17 protein-coding genes are annotated in these 16,661 nt (G+C 70.6%); 5 read left to right on the forward strand and 12 right to left on the reverse strand.

The window, feature by feature from the left end; all coding sequences use genetic code 11:
• Positions 1-2 precede the first annotated feature (2 nt).
• The 3 genes from OO60_RS45745 to OO60_RS05920 form a co-directional block, all read right to left on the reverse strand.
• Positions 3-575 (reverse strand): DUF3558 family protein, encoded by a 573-nt coding sequence (locus tag OO60_RS45745; protein ID WP_003083909.1) that lies wholly within the window; start codon positions 573-575, stop codon positions 3-5.
• A 4-nt stretch (positions 576-579) separates the two neighbouring features.
• A complete protein-coding gene (locus OO60_RS05915) occupies positions 580-1,029 on the reverse strand; it encodes a hypothetical protein (protein WP_003083912.1) in 450 nt (149 codons plus the stop codon).
• A 130-nt stretch (positions 1,030-1,159) separates the two neighbouring features.
• Positions 1,160-1,924, reverse strand: a complete 765-nt coding sequence (locus tag OO60_RS05920; RefSeq protein ID WP_003083915.1) for an ESX secretion-associated protein EspG — start codon at positions 1,922-1,924, stop codon at positions 1,160-1,162.
• 105 nt (positions 1,925-2,029) lie between these two features.
• Here OO60_RS05920 and OO60_RS05925 point away from each other — a divergent pair, with 105 nt between their 5' ends.
• Positions 2,030-2,275 (forward strand): hypothetical protein, encoded by a 246-nt coding sequence (locus tag OO60_RS05925; protein WP_003083918.1) that lies wholly within the window; start codon positions 2,030-2,032, stop codon positions 2,273-2,275.
• Between the two features lie 53 nt (positions 2,276-2,328).
• Here OO60_RS05925 and OO60_RS05930 read toward each other — a convergent pair whose 3' ends face one another.
• Positions 2,329-4,248, reverse strand: coding sequence for a glycosyltransferase (locus OO60_RS05930; RefSeq protein WP_003083921.1), 1,920 nt, complete (start codon positions 4,246-4,248; stop codon positions 2,329-2,331).
• A 6-nt stretch (positions 4,249-4,254) separates the two neighbouring features.
• A complete protein-coding gene (locus OO60_RS05935; RefSeq protein WP_003083924.1) occupies positions 4,255-4,722 on the reverse strand; it encodes a GtrA family protein in 468 nt (155 codons plus the stop codon).
• A gap of 161 nt (positions 4,723-4,883) precedes the next feature.
• On the opposite strand from OO60_RS05935, the gene dprE1 reads away from it, so the two are divergent.
• Together dprE1 and dprE2 are read left to right on the forward strand one after the other, a co-directional pair.
• On the forward strand, positions 4,884-6,218 hold the full coding sequence (gene dprE1 / locus OO60_RS05940) for a decaprenylphosphoryl-beta-D-ribose oxidase (RefSeq protein ID WP_003083927.1): 1,335 nt from the start codon (positions 4,884-4,886) through the stop codon (positions 6,216-6,218).
• Positions 6,215-6,970 carry a decaprenylphospho-beta-D-erythro-pentofuranosid-2-ulose 2-reductase gene (gene dprE2, locus OO60_RS05945; RefSeq protein ID WP_003083929.1) on the forward strand — a complete coding sequence of 252 codons (756 nt, stop codon included), beginning with the start codon at positions 6,215-6,217 and terminating at the stop codon, positions 6,968-6,970. The genes dprE1 and dprE2 overlap by 4 nt, the downstream gene beginning before the upstream one ends.
• 91 nt (positions 6,971-7,061) lie before the next feature.
• Here the strand turns inward: dprE2 and OO60_RS05950 are convergent, their stop codons facing one another.
• The 5 genes from OO60_RS05950 to glf all read right to left on the reverse strand — a co-directional run bounded on the left by OO60_RS05950 (position 7,062) and on the right by glf (position 12,020).
• Complete coding sequence (locus OO60_RS05950; RefSeq protein ID WP_003083931.1) at positions 7,062-8,579, reverse strand: hypothetical protein; 1,518 nt, start codon at positions 8,577-8,579, stop codon at positions 7,062-7,064.
• Between the two features lie 69 nt (positions 8,580-8,648).
• Entirely contained in the window at positions 8,649-9,212 is a 564-nt protein-coding gene (locus tag OO60_RS05955) for a hypothetical protein (protein WP_003083939.1), read from the reverse strand.
• A 111-nt stretch (positions 9,213-9,323) separates the two neighbouring features.
• Positions 9,324-10,289: a decaprenyl-phosphate phosphoribosyltransferase gene (locus OO60_RS05960; RefSeq protein ID WP_003083942.1), complete on the reverse strand. Its 966-nt coding sequence runs from the start codon at positions 10,287-10,289 to the stop codon at positions 9,324-9,326.
• Positions 10,286-10,804: a phosphatase PAP2 family protein gene (locus OO60_RS05965; RefSeq protein WP_033260990.1), complete on the reverse strand. Its 519-nt coding sequence runs from the start codon at positions 10,802-10,804 to the stop codon at positions 10,286-10,288. Before OO60_RS05965 ends, OO60_RS05960 begins: the two co-directional genes overlap by 4 nt.
• Positions 10,797-12,020, reverse strand: a complete 1,224-nt coding sequence (gene glf, locus OO60_RS05970; RefSeq protein ID WP_003083948.1) for a UDP-galactopyranose mutase — start codon at positions 12,018-12,020, stop codon at positions 10,797-10,799. Before glf ends, OO60_RS05965 begins: the two co-directional genes overlap by 8 nt.
• Before the next feature lie 79 nt (positions 12,021-12,099).
• Between glf and OO60_RS05975 the strand changes: the two genes are divergently transcribed.
• Positions 12,100-14,103, forward strand: a complete 2,004-nt coding sequence (locus OO60_RS05975; protein WP_033260991.1) for a DUF6541 family protein — start codon at positions 12,100-12,102, stop codon at positions 14,101-14,103.
• A 42-nt stretch (positions 14,104-14,145) separates the two neighbouring features.
• On the opposite strand, the gene OO60_RS05980 is transcribed toward OO60_RS05975, so the two are convergent.
• Entirely contained in the window at positions 14,146-15,036 is an 891-nt protein-coding gene (locus OO60_RS05980; RefSeq protein WP_003096452.1) for an LLM class flavin-dependent oxidoreductase, read from the reverse strand.
• Positions 15,037-15,132: 96 nt separating this feature from the next.
• Between OO60_RS05980 and OO60_RS05985 the strand changes: the two genes are divergently transcribed.
• Positions 15,133-15,930 (forward strand): HAD family hydrolase, encoded by a 798-nt coding sequence (locus OO60_RS05985; protein WP_003096454.1) that lies wholly within the window; start codon positions 15,133-15,135, stop codon positions 15,928-15,930.
• Here the strand turns inward: OO60_RS05985 and OO60_RS05990 are convergent.
• Positions 15,927-16,655, reverse strand: coding sequence for a lysophospholipid acyltransferase family protein (locus tag OO60_RS05990; RefSeq protein WP_003096456.1), 729 nt, complete (start codon positions 16,653-16,655; stop codon positions 15,927-15,929). The genes OO60_RS05985 and OO60_RS05990 overlap by 4 nt on opposite strands.
• Positions 16,656-16,661: the final 6 nt, after the last annotated feature.

Genomic DNA, 16,661 nt, shown 5'->3' on the forward strand with positions numbered 1-16,661 from the left:
CCCTATCCCTTCGGCAACCGCGGTTCGACAGCGGCCTTCGCGACCGCCTCGGCGACCTGGCAGGCTTCGTCCGACGAGGCGACCGCCGTGACCTCCACGTCCACCCGGGACGAGTCACCGACGGCCAGCGCCAAGGTGCACCCGGGAGCGGCGCCGTCGGGCGACTCCTTCGCCTTCCGGCCGTTGATCTCCTTGTCGACCACGCCACGGCCGGTGTCCCTGACCTGATCGATCGAGGCGTTGTCGCGGACGTTCGCCCCGATCACCATGGACTTGTCGCTCGCCGAGGCGATCTGCTTCTGGTAGGTGCACGCCCTGGCCGAGCCGATCTTGCCGTTCTCCGGCGGATCGAACTGGCCGTAGCTGCTCAGATCGCCCATTTCGAGGAGCGAGCAGGGGTCGGTGATCGACTGGGTGCCCCCGCCGCCGGACGAAGTGCTTTCCGACGGCTTCGACTCGCCCGCCGACGGCGACTGCGCCGGTGATGCCGTGCCACCCTTGGTGGTGGTGCACCCGCCCAGCAGAGCCCCGCCGACTACGAGCGGGAGGATGATGCGAACGAGGAGTTTCGTCATTACCTCAGGCCTGCTTGGTCTTGAGCGCGGAGAAGGCGTCGTCTTCGGTTCCGGTGTAGAGCCCGGCTGCTCTGGCCAGCGCCTGGTCGGCCTGCGTGGCCACTTCCCGGAGCTGGTTCAGCACGGCCCGCGCCGATCCGCTGGCTTCGGTGGCGCTCTTCTGGTCGTGCGAGGCGACGGTCTGCCCGTACGGGTGGCTACCGAGCTGGGGCGCTTGGTCCAGCGCGTAGACCTTGTGCCCGAGGCCGTCGAGGTCCTTCACCAATGCGGTGAGCGCATCCCGGAGCGGCTTCACGCCCTCCGCCGTGATCCTGAAGCCGCCGCTCGCGGCCGCGGCGACCAGCCGGTCGGTTTGCTCCTTGGCGGCCTGCACCGCGGCGCCCATGGCGCCGGACGAAAGCGGGTTGACGATGTCCGAAATCGAGCCGCCGCCCCCGCCGTCAGCTATCAGCATCGCTGTTCCACCCCGAATCGCTTCGCCCGTGCGTGTGCACCCGGGAGTCTACTAGCCGGGCACCCAGCGCAACCGCTGTTCACCGATCTTCACTTCGGACGCACCGGGCGCCCGCGCGGTTCCCCTGACCTCAGAACTGCCCTTCGAGCTGGGCGTACAGCTGCTGGGCCAGGCGGGCGTTGTCGGCCGGGGCGTAGGTGATCCAGCGCTGGCCGTCCGCGGCTGCCCGTGAGGACATCAGCCAGCGGCCGCTCGGGGTGTCGAACCAGGCCAGGGGTGGGTACGTGGCTCCGCGGGTCTGGGCCGTGAACTGGCCCACGCGCTTCTTCGGCTCCTGGAACACCCGCTCGATCATGCGGACCTGCGGGCCGCCGCTGCCGCTGTGCGAGCGCGGGGCGCTGACGTCGGCGAACGGGTCGTACGCGTCGTCGCGGCGCTGGTGGCGGGGCTGCTGGGCCGGGCGGGAGATCGTCACCGACTGGCCGGGTGCGGCCGGGGTCAGCGGGAGGAGGTCGACGATCGCCGGGACGATGCCCGTCGGGCGGACCTCCTCGAAGACGATCAGGTTCTCCTTCTGGTGGGCGAGGACCGCGAACTGGCCGTCGGACGCCACCCTGGCGAACAGGTGGCGGTCGCCCAGCTCGGCGGCCGCGCTGATCGTCACGCTGCCGCGGACGAACGTCGCCAGCGCCAGCTCGGCGTCCGCGTCCAGGCGCCCCCGGCTCCACAGGCCGCGGCCGGTCAGGTCGCGGACGACGGCGTCGCGGATCATCGCGCGCTGCTCGACCGTCGTGCCGACGTGCGGGACCTCGAACGGCGTCGGCGCGCGGCCGAGCCCGAGCTGTTCCAGCAGGATGTCCACCGCTGCCAGCGACAGCGAGAACGAGTGCGGCATTCGCTTCCAACCCCCCGCGGATGAGTCCGGCCTTCGCGAAAACCGTAGCTCCGCCCTCAGCGAACCCCCTTGCCGGGGCAAGATCGCCGCTGGTCCGATGGACGCATGGCCGACACGAAACCCGCCCTCGTCCTGCACCTCGCCACCGGCGGCGAACCACTGCTGTTCGCGCTGACCACCGAAGAATCCGGGAAGCTGGCCGGCAGGCTCACCCAGCTCGTCAAGGCCGGCGCCGTCGAATCGGTGACCACCAAGGACGATTCGGTGGTCGCGGTCAACTTCGCGCACGTCGCCGCCGCCTACATCGACGACCTCAACCGCAAGAGCAAAGTCTTCGGGCTGCACGCCTGATACGGCGAAGGCCGCCTCACGACGTACGTGAGACGGCCTCCCCGAGAGAACGCTCAGAGCTTGTACAGGCGCTTCCAGTTCTCGCGCGAGGTGAGCTCCGGCATGGCCCGCTTGTACTGCTCCTGGACCGCCGCGCCTTCCTTGCGCAGCCGCTGGATGACCCGCGCGCCCTGCTTGGCCAGCGCGAACATCTTCACCCGGTCGTAGGACCGGACGCGGACGCCCTCCTGGCTCGCGTCGGTGACGACCGCGGTGTCGAACAGCGCGATGTGCCACCAGTTCGCCTCGTCGATCGGCACCGCGCCGAGCCCGAAGCGGCTGCGGCCGAGGACCCGGTCGAGGATCCGCTTGATCAGCACCAGGCGCTGCATGCTGGGCCGCGGCGCGCTGTTGATGATGCCGATGTCGTTGGACGCGATGCCCGGGACGTCGGTCGCCTTGTGGCGCTTGGTCTCCGGGAACTCGTCGCGGATGCGGCGGATCTCCTTCATCGCCTCGACCCCGCCGTCACGCAGGACTTCCGGGCCCTTCAGGAAGTCCTCGACGGCCTTGATCAGCGTCGCCGACAGGCCGTACTGCATGCCGAGCAGGTAGCGGATCAGCTGCGCGATCAGCACCCGCGAGAGCAGGTTCAGGTTGAACGGCGAGTGCAGCGCCGCGGTGATGATCGAGTTGCGCAGGTTGAAGTACCGGTGCCACTCGTCCCAGTCCTTCATGTGGAAGTCCGCGTGCCACACGCCCGCACCCGGCAGGGTGACGGTCGGGAAGCCGTGCGCGCGGGCCCGGTAGGAGTACTCGGCGTCGTCCCACTGGAAGAAGAACGGCAGCGGGTAGCCGGTCGCCTGGACGACCTCGTAGGGGATCAGGCACGACCACCAGCCGTTGTAGCCGGCGTCGAGGCGGCGCTCCTGGCGGTTCGGCTTCAGCGTCTCCTCGTCCACGCCGAGCAGGTCGGCGGTGGACAGCGAGTGCTCGACCGGCTGGCCGGGCTCGAGCGTGTTGAGCCGGGCGTACTCGGCGCCGACGTGCAGCTGGTTCGGGTGGAACAGGTTCAGCATCTGGCCGCCGACGATGATCGGGTTGGCGGCGCGGTTCGAGAACGCCGTCATCCGGATCACCAGGTCCGGCTCGAGCAGCACGTCGTCGTCCATGAACAGGACGTTCGCGTGCTCGGTCGCGGTGTGCCCGGCCACCTCGAAGAGGCCGCGGGTGAAGCCGCCGGCGCCACCGAGGTTCGGCTGCTTGATGTAGTGCAGCTTGTCGGCGAGGTCCTTGGCGACCTGCTCGAAGCCGTCGCGGGACTCGACGAGGTCGGTGCCCTGGTCGGCGACGTAGATCGCGTCCAGGGTGTCCAGCGAGGAGACGTCCGCGGCGAGGGCCTGCAGGTTCTTCAGGCAGTCGTCGGCGCGGTTCATCGTGCAGATGGTCACCGCGGTCGGGCGGATCTTCTCCGGAGCCTCGACCGTCCAGCGGACCTGCTCGACGCGCAGCGTCTGGCCACCCTCGGTCTCGAGGTCGAGCCACAGCGCGCCGCCGTCGTAGAACTTGTCGAGCTTGCCGGTCAGCGTCACCTTCGCCTGCTTGGCGTCCTTGACCTGCTCGGCGGCCACCACGCGGGGCTCGCCCTCGACGTCGGAAGCGCCCATCGACAGCAGGCCGGTGCCGATGACGACGGCCTCGACCGAGACCTCGGTCACCGTCGTCCAGCGCTGCCAGTAGCTGGCCGGGAACCGGCCGAAGTACGTGTTGCCCGACACCTTGGAGGCGGGCTCGAGCGTGATCGACGCACGTTCCCGCACGGCCGCGCCCCACTCGAGCTCGGCGTACAGGTCCTTGCTGACGATCGGCGCCGGGCCGGCGTAGAGCCCGCGCTGCGCCGTCAGACGGCCCTGCGGAGTGTGCTCGGTGAACCGCGTCTCGGCGGCCGCGCCGGCTTCGGTGGTCGGCGCCGGGGTAGCTGTCTTACCGGGCATGGTTCCTCAGTTCTCCTTGGTCGACGGCTCGCGGAACACGACCCACTTGAGCATGACGAAATTGATCACGGTGGCGGTGGCCTGCGACACGGCCCAGCACAGTGTGTGCTGCCACGCGGACTCCGGCAGCACGTGCAGCATCAGCTGGTTCACCCCGACCGCGACGAAGAACGTCACGGTGTAGAGCAGGACGAACGAGCCGACCTGCGCCTTGCCGTCGCGGCGCCCGCCGGCGAAGGTGAACTTCCGGTTCAGGAAGAACGCCGTGGTCGTGCCCACGATGAAAGAGATAGCGCGGGCGATGTCGACCCACGGTGAGGTGGCCATCCCGGCCACCTGGGTCAGCAGCGTGTAGGTGCCCAGGTCGACCAGGGCGCAGAAGCCCCCGATCAGGGCGAAGCGGATGAGCTGGCCAAGAAGTCCAGGGGAGGACTGAGCAGCCGCTACGTCGGCTTGCGGGTCGGTCGCCACCACTGCATTACCTCGATACCTGAGTCACGGTCACCCGCGCGGGCGCTTGTGCCTTGATGCGCAAAGTGTAGAAGCGAGCACTTCAGGGTCACGTTCCGGGCGTCGGTCGGCGTGGCTACCCTGGTCGGGTGACCCACGTACCCAACACACAGCGTCGCACGCTCATGGGCTGGGCGCGGACCGCACCGACCACGGCCGACGTGCTGACCACCTCCGACGTGGAAGAGATCGCGCGCGCCGTCGCCCAGGCGGGTGCACGCGGCGTGATCGCCCGTGGCCTCGGCCGGTCCTACGGAGACCCGGCGCAGAACGCCGGGGGCCTCGTGGTCGACATGACCGCGCTGAACCGGATCCACTCGATCGACCCGGACAGCGCGCTCGTCGTCGTCGACGCCGGCGTGAGCCTCGACCAGCTGATGCGCGAGGCGCTGCCGTACGGCCTGTGGGTCCCGGTGCTGCCCGGCACGCGCCAGGTGACCATCGGCGGCGCGATCGCCAACGACATCCACGGCAAGAACCACCACAGCGCGGGCAGCTTCGGCAACCACGTCGTGTCGATGGACCTGATCACCGCCGACGGCCGGATCCGCACGCTGACGCCGGAGGGCCCGGACGCCGAGCTCTTCTGGGCGACCGTGGCCGGCATCGGCCTGACCGGCATCATCGTCCGGGCCACCATCCGGATGACGAAGACCGAGACCGCGTACTTCATCGCGGACAACGAGCGCACGGACAACCTCGACGAGACGCTCGAACTGGTCAGCAACGGCTCCGACGACAACTACACGTACTCGTCGGCGTGGTTCGACACGATCTCGACCGGCGCGAAGCTCGGCCGCGCCGCCTTCGGCCGCGGCTCGCTGGCCAAGCTGGACGAACTGCCGCCGAAGCTGCGCGCGAACCCGCTGAAGTTCGACGCCCCGCAGCTGGCGACCCTGCCCGACGTCTTCCCGAACGGCCTGGCCAACAAGCTGACCTTCGGCGCCATCGGCGAGCTGTACTACCGCAAGACGCCGAAGGAAGCCCGCGGCGTCATCCAGAACCTGACGGCCTTCTACCACCCGCTCGACATGTTCGGCGAGTGGAACCGCGCGTACGGCTCGAAGGGCTTCCTGCAGTACCAGTTCTCGACGCCGCTCAACGCGCACGAGCCGCTGCGCAAGATCGTCCGGAAGATCGCCGAGTCGGGGCACGTGTCCTTCCTCAACGTCTTCAAGCGCATGGGCGAGGGCAACGCGGCGCCGCTGTCGTTCCCGCACCCGGGCTGGATGGTCTGCGTCGACTTCCCGATCAAGGACGGCCTGAGCCGGTTCTGCCAGGAGCTCGACGAAGACGTCCTGGAGCTGGGCGGCCGGCTGTACACCGCGAAGGACTCGCGCACCTCGCCCGAGACGTTCGCGAAGATGTACCCGCGGCTCGAAGAGTGGCGCAAGGTGCGCGCGTCCGTTGACCCCGAAGGCGTCTTCGCCTCTGACATGAGCCGGAGGCTCGAACTGTGATCGACGCGGTGGGCAACCCCCAGTCCCTGCTCCTGCTCGGCGGCACGTCCGACATCGCGCTGGCGATCGCCGAGAAGTACCTGGCCGAGAAGCCCCTGCGGGTGGTGCTGGCGGCCCGGCCGTCGCCCCGCCTCGACGCGGCCGCGCAGCGCCTGAAGGACCGCGGCGCCGAGGTGTCCACTGTGGACTTCGACGCCAAGGACACGGCGTCGCACCCCGGCGTGCTGGACAAGGCGTTCGAGGGCGGCGACATCGACGTGGCCGTCGTCGCGTTCGGCCTGCTCGGCGACCCGGAAGAGGTCTGGCAGGACCACGCGAAGGCGGTCGAGCTGGCGACGGTGAACTACACGGCGGCGGTGTCGGTCGGCGTCGCGCTGTCGGAGAAGCTCAAGGCCCAGGGCCACGGCACGGTGATCGCGCTGTCGTCGGTGGCGGGCGAGCGCGTCCGCCGGTCCAACTTCGTCTACGGCTCGACCAAGGCCGGTTTCGACGGCTTCTACCTGGGCCTCGGCGAGGCGCTGGCGCCGTTCGGGGTCAAGGTCACGGTGGTCCGGCCTGGGCACGTCAAGACCAAGATGACCGAGGGCCTGAAGGACGCTCCGCTGGCGCAGACGGCCGAGCAGGTGGCGGAGACGGCGGTCACCGCGGCCCGCGCGGGCAAGGACCTGGTGTGGGCCCCGGCGCAGTTCCGCCTGGTGATGTCGGCGCTGCGGCACGTCCCGCGGCCGATCTTCCGCAAGCTGCCGATCTGACCCGACGGGGGCGCGGCCCAGAGGTCGCGAATGACTCATTCGCGGCACCGGATGTCCCGAATGAGTCATTCGCGACATCCGGCCGGGGTGCCTAGCCGCCGGTGGCGTGGGCGGGCACCAGGTAGAGGTTCTGGCTGCCCATCCACGGCGAATCGATCCGCCAGCTCGCCAGCGCCGCCGGCGGTGGCGCGCGGCGGGTTGTCGCCAGGACCAGGTCCGGGCTGATCGGGGCCACACTGTGGTCGAAGTTGTGGAAGTTGGCCTCCAGCAACGCTCGGCCGAGGTCGCCGCTGCGGCGCTTCGTCTCGGTGATCGCCGGGTCGACCGCGCCGCGGTCGGAGAACTCGTCGACCAGCTCGCAGTCGCAGGCGTACGCCAGTGCGCCGACCTCGCCCGCCGTCTCGACCTTGCGGCCGTGGGCGATCGCGGCCAGCTCCTGGCCGATTTCGCGGTACTCCGTCGTGGACGCGTGGTTGCTGGTGATCGGGGCGAACTGGCGCGGCAGGCCCGGGAGCGCGTACACCGCGACGCCGGCCGCGAGCACCGCGCCGGCCGCCGTCCACGTCCCGCGGCGGACCCGCTCCGGCACCGCTGACGCGCAGGCCGCGACGAAGATCGTCGCGCCGATGATGCTCGGCGCGTAGTACCAGTGGTACGGCGGCACGCCCAGCCTGCTGTAGGCCAGGTAGTGCAGGGCCCCGGCGGCGGCGAGCGCCGCGAACGGCGTCAGCCGGCGGGCGGTCTCGGAGCCGCGGCGGTACTGGACGAGCCAGGCCGCCCCGGCCAGGCCAGCGAGCAGCAGCGGCAGGAACGAGAGCGTGGCCGCGGCCGGGAAGTTGCGCCAGTACAGGAGCGGGCCGTTGGTGAAGCTGAACGGCCCCCACGACTGCTGGCTGATCTTGATGACGAGCGTGTCCGGCACGGCCGAGCCGAGCACCACCCAGCTGAACCCGAACCACGGCAGCGTCACCGCGAGCGCCGCGAAGGCCGTCCGCCAGATGCCGGTCCAGAACTCGCGGCGGACCGTGAACAGCACCGCGGCGATCAGCAGCAGGTCGATCCGGACGAGCGCGAGCAGCCCGACGACGACGCCGAGCCGTCCCGCGTGCCGCTCTTGCGCGTAGACCAGCGTCCACACCACACCGGTGGCCCCGAGCGCCACCTCCAGCCCGACCGAGGACAGCAGCAGCGGGTTGACCAGCAGCAACGCGAAGGTCAGCGGCGCGAAGGCCGGCGGCAGGCGGCGGCGCTCGCCGAGGCGGCGCAGGCCCAGCACGAGCAGCACCTGCGCGGCGACGAACACGACCCCGGCGGCCAGCACGGCGTCGCGCACGAAGAACGTGACCGCGCCGAGGGCCAGGACGTTCAGCGGCGACGTCGCGGTGTTCGCCGTCCCCTGCTCGATCAGGCCCCAATGGCCGTGGAAGGCGAGGTTCTTCGCGTAGGACAGCGTGATGTAGGTGTCATCGATGAGATGGCTGCTGACCAGGGCGAACACCACCGCGGAGGCAGCCGCGGCGCCCGCCGGGAGCGCCCACGAGCGGGCGATGGGGACGGCCGCCGGCAGCGCGCGGGCGACTTTGGGGAGTTCTGCGGAGGCGCTTCGCATCCCGGACACCGTACCTCGCCCGTGATGCTTTTGTGATCTGAGCGAGGTAGGGGTGGCCGAGGCCACAGCTCAGATGCCGTCTCCGGACCCCGGGCGTGCGTGGCCACGGCCGTTGAAGCCCTGGTTGCCGTTCGGGCCGTCGTACTGGCGGTGGATGCCCGGACGGCCGTCGCGGGGGCCGTGGTGGGTCGCCGCGGCGATCCCGCCGACGATGCCACCGCCGACCAGCAGCCCGAGGACGCCGACACCGACCAGCTGGGTGGCGCGGTGGCCGACGAACCGCCGGAACCCACCGGGCTGCCGCGCGGCGGGCGGCCCCCAGGCGTAGGTCTGGCCGGGGCCGGGCTGGGAGAGCTGCGGGGTGGGCGGCGCGGGCGGAGGCTGCTGGCCGTGGACGGCGGTCTGGTCGGCAGGCGGCTGCGCGGCGGCCCCGCCCTCACCGGGGGCGGTCCCGGCAGGCTGGCTCGCGGCGGCGGGCCCGGCAGGCGGGCTGGGGACCGCTTGAGTCGCGGGTTCCCCCTGGCCGGCGGCGGGCTCCCCCTGGGCCGCGGGCTTCCCCTGGGCCGTCGGTTGCACCGCCGTCGGCTGGTCGGCTCCGGCCGGGGGCTTCTCCTCGCGCGGCTGGTCGTTCATGGTCGCTCCTGTGGTCACGGGGACGGGCGCAGTGCCCGCCCCCACCACCTCAGGGTGCGCCGCTCAGCTGTGCGTCACCTGAAACGAACCTGTCGATCCGCCATGAGCCGCTCACAGGTAGAACGACAGGAACAGCGTGACCACCCAGGTCGCACCCAGGACCTGCAGGATGCGGTCCTTGAGCGCGATCTCCTCGGGCTCGCCCGCGATGCCGCCGTCGACGTCCACCGCGTACCGCAGCACCGCCACCACGAACGGGACCATCGAGATCAGCGCCCACACCGAGTTGTGCTCGGTCTGGCGGATCTCGAACGCCCAGAGGCAGTACGACATGATCAGGATCGCCGCCGACGTCGCCCAGACGAACCGCAGGTAGCTCGCCGAGTACTTCTTCAGCGACGAGCGGATCTTCGCGCCCGTGCGCTCGAACAGCATGATCTCCGCGTAGCGCTTGCCCGCCACCATGAACAGGGAGCCGAACGCCGTGACCAGCAGGAACCACTGCGAAAGCGAGATGCCGCCCGCCACACCGCCGGCGATCGAGCGCATCAGGAAGCCCGAGCCGACGATGGCCAGGTCGACCACCGGCTGGTGCTTCAAGCCGAAGCAGTAGCCGAGCTGGACGGCCTCGTAGACCCCGAGGACCACGGCCAGCTGCCAGCTCGCCGCGAACGACACGCCGAGGCCGGCCAGGAAGAACACGACCGCGGCCCCGTACGCGACGGGGACCGGCACGATGCCGGCCGCGATCGGCCGGTTGCGCTTGGTCGGGTGGGCCCGGTCGGCCTCGACGTCGATCGCGTCGTTGATTAGGTAGACCGAGCTCGCCACCAGCGAAAAGGCCACGAAGGCGACGATCGCGTCGAGCAGCAGGCCCGTGCGGTCGGTCGACTTCGAGAACGCGAAGAACGGGGCCGCGAAGACCAGCACGTTCTTCACCCACTGCCGGGGCCGCGCCGTCTTGATGACGCCGCCGACCAGGCCCAACGGGCCACGTGACACTGCCTCCGGGGTCACCGGAGCCTCAGGCGTCACGGCAGTTTCGTCGCTGTTGCGCTGCTCGGTCGTTTCGCTCATGGGTTCTTCTTCAGCTTCCGTCGTATCAGACCACCGACGAGCCCCCCGAGAGCTGCACCGGCCAGAACGTCTGTCGGATAGTGAACGCCGAGCACGAGCCTCGAGGCCAGCATCGGCGGTACCAGGGCGGGCACCAGGTTACGCCCGGTCAATCCGGAGTAGAGCACCGCCGCCGCCGTGGTGGACGTCGCGTGCGACGACGGGAAGCTCAGCTTGCTCGGCGTGCCGACCAGTACCTCCACGCTCGGGTGGTCCGGTCGCGGCCGCCTGACCACGCGTTTCACCGCGATCGACGCCGCGTGCGCACCCACGACCCCGGCCGACGCGACCAGCCAGTCCTTGCGCCGCTTCTTGTCGACGACCGCGCCGAGAACGCCCAGGCCGAACCAGCCGAGCGCGTGCTCGCCGAAGTGCGACATGCCGCGCGCAGCCTTCACCGAAGCTTCACTCTTCAGAAAGCCCTGCGCCTTCGCCAGGACCGCCACCTCTCCGGTGGGCTGCCCCTTCTCAAGCATCGAGGGACCCGTCGAGCGGCGCGCCGTCGGTCAGGTGCGGGGCGATCTTGTTGTCGAACGCCGACAGCGCCGAGCCGATCGCCATGTGCATGTCGAGGTACTTGTAGGTGCCCAGCCGGCCGCCGAACAGCACGTTCCGCTCGCGGGCCTCGGTCTTGGCCAGCTCGCGGTAGGCCTCGAGCTTCTCGCGGTTCTCCGGCGTGTTGATCGGGTAGTACGGCTCGTCCTCCTCGCCCGCGAAGCGCGAGTACTCGCGGAAGATGACCGTCTTGTCCTTGGGGTAGTCCCGCTCCGGGTGGAAGTGCCGGAACTCGATGATCCGGGTGTAGGGGACTTCCTGGTCGTTGTAGTTGACGACCGAGGTGCCCTGGAAGTCGCCGGTCTCCGCGACCTCGGACTCGAAGTCGACCGTGCGCCAGGTGAACCGGCCGGCCGAGTAGCCGAAGTAGCGGTCCAGCGGCCCGGTGTAGACGGTCGGGGTGCCCGCCGGGATGTGCTCGCGGACGTCGAAGTAGTCGACGTTCAGCCGGATCTCGATGTTCTCGTGCTCGGCCATCTTCTCCAGCCACGCGGTGTACCCGTTGACGGGCAGGCCCTCGTAGGTGTCGTTGAAGTACCGGTTGTCGAAGTTGTAGCGGACCGGCAGGCGCGTGATGATGTTCTCGCCGAGGTTCTTGGGGTCGTTCTCCCACTGCTTCGCGGTGTAACCCTTGATGAACGCCTCGTACAGGGGGCGGCCGACCAGCGAGATCGCCTTCTCTTCGAGGTTCTGCGCGGCGGAGGTCTCGTACTCGGACGACTGCTTGGCGATGAGCTCGCGCGCTTCGTCCGGGGTGTGCGACTTGCCGAAGAACTGGTTGATCAGGGCCAGGTTCATCGGGAACGAGTAGACCTGGTCCTTGACCCGCGCGAACACCCGGTGCTGGTAGTTCGTGAACTCGGTGAACCGGTTCACGTACTCCCAGACGCGCTTGTTCGAGGTGTGGAACAGGTGCGCGCCGTACTTGTGCACCTCGATCCCGGTCTCCGGGTCCGGCTCCGAGTACGCGTTGCCACCGAGGTGGCTGCGCCGCTCCAGGACGAGGACCTTCTTGCCCAGCTCGGCCGCGGCCCGTTCGGCGACCGTCAGGCCGAAGAAGCCGGACCCGACGACGACGAGGTCGTAACCTGCGAAATCGGCTTCAGTAATCTGTGCGGGGTTCGTGTGCGCGCTCACGGGCGTCGAGGGTACGCAGGTCGTGAACCCGGCCCGCACCCGACTATCACATTTCGGCCTACGACACACCTGGAAAGCAGTGCCTGCACCCGAGGACTTCTGGAGCTACTTCGGCGCGGTGGCCACCTACCTGGCCGTGCTGGCGGTCCCCGGCGGGGTCGTCGGCTGGGCCGCCGGCCTGCGCGGCTGGGCCCTGGCCGGGCTCGCGCCGCTGCTCAGCTACGCCATCACCGGCCTGGCCGGGCCCTGGCTGGCCATCGCGCACATCCCGTACGGCCCGCTCAGCGTGGCCGCGCTCACCCTGCTGCTCGCCGCCGTCCTCTACGGCCTGCGCCGGCTGGCGGCCGCCCGCGGCTGGCTCACGCCGGACGCCGGGGAACCGGCGTGGACGCGCCGGGCGCACCTGGCCGTCGCGGCGTGCGTCACCATCGCCGTCGCCGTGTCGATCGCCGTGGTCGTCTCCGGCCGCGGCGGGACGACGGCGGTGTTCCAGCGCTGGGACACCGTGTTCCACGCGAACGGCATCCGCTACATCGCCGAGACCGGCGACGGCTCGCTGACCGGCATGGGCACCATCAACTGGTACCCGGACGGCTCGTTCTACCCGAACGCCTACCACCTGGTCGGCGCCCTGGTCTACCAGCTGTCCGGGACGTCGATCCCGGTCACGCTCAACGCGATCACCATGCCGGTCGCCGGGCTGTTCGCGCTGGCCATGGCCGCGCTGGTGCGCCAGCTCGGCGGCCGCGCGGTGTTCGCCGGCAGCGCCGCGCTGGTCGCGGGCGGCGCGACCACCGGGGCGTACGAATCGGTGTCGAGCGGCCTGCTGCCGTTCGCGCTCGGCATCGTGCTGACGCCGCTGGCGGCGATCGCGCTGCAGCGGTTCCTCGCGCGGCCGGGCGTCGACACCGGCGCGGTGCTGGCGCTGAGCGCGACCGGCCTGCTCGCCGCCCACTCCAGCGCCCTGTTCGGCGCCATCCTGTTCGCCTTCCCCCTGGTGGTTCAGCGCTGGTACCGGGCGCTGCGCGGACGCCGCGTCGACGGCGTTCCCGAGGGCAGGCGCGCCTGGCGGGTGGTCGGCGGCGACGTGCTGCGGATGGTGCCGGTGATGGTCGTCGCCGGGCTGGCGTCCGCGCCGATGATCCTCGGCGCGATCGGCTTCACGTCCGGCTCGTACCCGTACCACGCCTGGGGCTCGCACATGCCGGTGTGGAAGGCGCTGGCCATGCTGGCGACGTTCAAGCAGGTGCTGCCGGTCCCGCAGATCTGGCTGACGGTGTTCCTCGCGATCGGCGTCCTGACGCTGGTCGCGCTGCGGCGGATGCGCTGGCTGGTGCTCTCGGCGCTCGGGCTGTCGGCGCTGTTCGTGGTCGTCGCCTGCTTCGGCGGCGAAGAGTGGGTCATCTCGCTGTCGCGGCCCTGGTGGAACGACCGGTTCCGGCTGATGGCGCTGGCCTCGATCCCGCTGTGCCTGCTCGCCGCGCACGGCATGAGCGAGACCCAGCGGTGGCTGGCGAAGGTCGCGAGCGGACGCGCCTGGGTGCGCGCCCGGCCGTGGCTGACCGGCCGCGTCGGGCTCGCCACCGCGGTGCTGCTGGTGGTCGCGATGGCCGTGCTGACCGGCGGGTTCTACCGCGCGGCCAACGCCAAGACGGTGTCGCTGCTCTACTACAACGGCCTGCCCGGCGAGGTGGTCCCGCCGGTCAGCCAGGACGAGATCGACGCGATGGACCACCTCGGCACCCTCGGCATCCCGGCCGACCAGAAGGTGCTCAACGACCGGCTCGACGGCACGGCCTGGATGTACGCCCTGACCGGCGTGCACCCGGTGGCCGGCCACTACGACGCCGGCGTGGCCCCGCCGGACGCGCTCTACCTGGCCCAGCACTTCGCCGACTACGACACCGACCCCGGGGCACGGGCGGCCGTCCGCCGGCTGAACATCCACTACGTGCTGGTCGGCAGCGGCACCATCCGCCGGGACACGCCCATCGCGCGCGGCCTGCAGCACCTGGACGGCCACGACTTCCTGCAGGTCGTGTACCGGAACCCGGGTGCGGTCATCTACCGGATCGTGAAGTAGCCGGTCGTGAGTGGTAAGGAGGGTTAGAACCCTCCTTACCACTCACGACCGGTTGTGCAGCTCTGGCAGGACGTCGCTCGCCACCTGCTCCAGGACGGCTTCGCGGCCTTCGTAGGGCGACGACGACCGCGGCCAGTGCGAGATGACGTCGGTGAAGCCCAGCTCCCGCGCCCGGCCCACCGCGTCGCGGAACGCCTCCACGCTGCTCAGCGAGAACACCGGGGAGGCGTCCAGGCTGAGGTGGCGCTGGATGCTCGCGCGGTCGCGGCCCACCGCGTCCAGCCGCTGGTCGAAGACCTCGGTGAGCTGCTTGATGCCGGCCCACCACTCGTCGGCGGTCGCGCCGCCCTTGCCCGTCGTGACCCAGCCCGCGCCGAAGCGCGCGGCGAGGGTCATCGTGCGCGGGCCGTTCGCCGCGACGACGAACGGCAGCCGCGGCCGCTGGACCGGGCCGGGCAGGTTGCGGGCTTCGCGGGCCCGGTAGTACTCGCCCGCGAAGTCGAACTTGTCGGTCATCAGCAGCCCGTCGAGCGCCTCGACGAACTCGGTGAAGCGGTCCACGCGCTGCTTGGGCGTCAGCTCGGGCGCTTCGAGCACCGCGCCGTCGTAGTGGAGGTGGTCGACGCCCGCGCCGACGCCGAGGACGAGCCGGCCGTCGGAGACGTCGTCGAGGGTGGTGAGCTCGCGCATGAACGGGACGGGGTGCCGGGCGACCGGGGACGCCACGAACGTGCCCAGCCGGATGCGGGACGTCACCGTCGCCGCCGCGGTCAGGGTCGGGATCGCGGAGAACCACGGTCCGTCGACCAGGTTGCGCCAGCCCAGGTGGTCGTAGGTCCAGGCGTGGTCGAAGCCGTACTCCTCGGCGCCGCGCCACTTCGGCTCGGCGGCCCACCAACGATCTTCAGGGAGAATGACGATGCCAACTCGCACAATGCCGGACACTATCGGTCACCACCGGCTGTCGCACGGATGGGAACGCCTTCGCCCGAACGAGTCAGGGACAATGACCGGGTGGAGAGACCCCAGTTGATCGCGTCCGACGTCGACGGCACCCTGCTCGGCCCCTCCGAATCCCTGACCGGCCGCACCATCGCGACCGTCCGCCGGGCGATCGAGGCGGGTGTGCCGTTCGTGCTGGCCACCGGCCGCCCGCCGCGCTGGATCGCGCCCGTGGCCGGGCCGCTCGAGCTGACCGGGTACGCGGTGTGCGCGAACGGTGCCGTCCTGTACGACTGCGGTCGCGAGGAGGTCGTCGCGGTGCACGGCCTGCTGCGGCCCGAACTGCTCCACGACGTGGCGCACGCGCTCGACAAGGCCCTGCCCGGCTGCCGGCTGGCCACCGAGCGCGTCGGCACCGACGCCGACCACGACATGCGCAACTTCGTGATCGAGCCCGACTACCACAACCCGTGGGGCGACGGCGAAGGCCGCACCGCGCCGCGCGCCGAGGTGCTCGGGCACCCGGCGATCAAGCTGCTGGTGAGCCACCGCGGGATGTCGTCGGCCGAGATGGCGGACGCGGTGACCGCGCTGTTCGGCCGGGAGGTCGACGTCACGTACTCGTCGTCGGGCGGCCTGGTGGAGCTGTCCGCGCACGGCATCACCAAAGCGACCGGCCTCGCCGACGTCGCCGAGCGGCTCGACGTCGGGCCCGAGCGGGTCATCGCGTTCGGCGACATGCCCAACGACGTCGAGATGCTCCGCTGGGCGGGCCACGGCGTCGCGATGGAGAACGGGCACCCGCGGCTGCTCGCGGTGGCCGACGAGGTCACCGGGCCGGCCGGCGAGGACGGCGTCGCGCAGGTCCTCGAGCGCTGGTTCTAGCGGCGGTCGAGCTCGGCCGCTTCGGCCGGGGTCGGCGCCGTGCCGCCCAGGTGGGCGGGCAGCCACCAGCGTTCCTCGTCGGACGCGGGCTGCTCGGGGTACTCGGCCTGGGCGCGGTCGAGCAGCGCGCTCATCCGGGTCCGCAGCTCCTTCGTGACGACGTCCCAGTCGTCGCCCTTCGCCGGGTGCATCGGCTCGCCGACGAGGATCGAGATCGGCACGTGCCGCCGGGTCAGGTCCTTCGGACGGCCCTTCGTCCACAGCCGTTGCGTGCCCCACAGCGCCATCGGCACGAGCGGGACGTCGGCGGCCGCGGCCATCCGGACGGCGCCGGACTTGATCTCCTTGACGGTGAACGACTGGCTGATCGTGGCCTCGGGGAAGACGCCGACGACCTCGCCGGCCTGCAGCTTCGCGAGCGCCTCGCGGTAGGAGGCCAGCCCGGCGGAGCGGTCGACGGAGATGTGGTGCATGCCGCGCATCAGCGGCCCGGCGATCCTGTTGTCGAAGATCTCCTTCTTAGCCATGAACCGCGTCAGCCGCTTCGCCGGGCGCGCGCCGAGGCCGCAGAAGATGAAGTCCAGGTAGCTCACGTGGTTGCACGCGATGACCGCGCCGCCGCGGCGCGGGATGTTTTCCGCGCCCTCGATCCGGATGCGGTTGTCGAGTACCCGGAACATCGTCCGGGCCGCCGCGATCACGGGCGGGTAAACCAGGTCAGCCATCCGGCA

The organism is Amycolatopsis vancoresmycina (assembly GCF_000716785.1).
Taxonomy (GTDB): Bacteria; Actinomycetota; Actinomycetes; order Mycobacteriales; family Pseudonocardiaceae; genus Amycolatopsis; species Amycolatopsis vancoresmycina.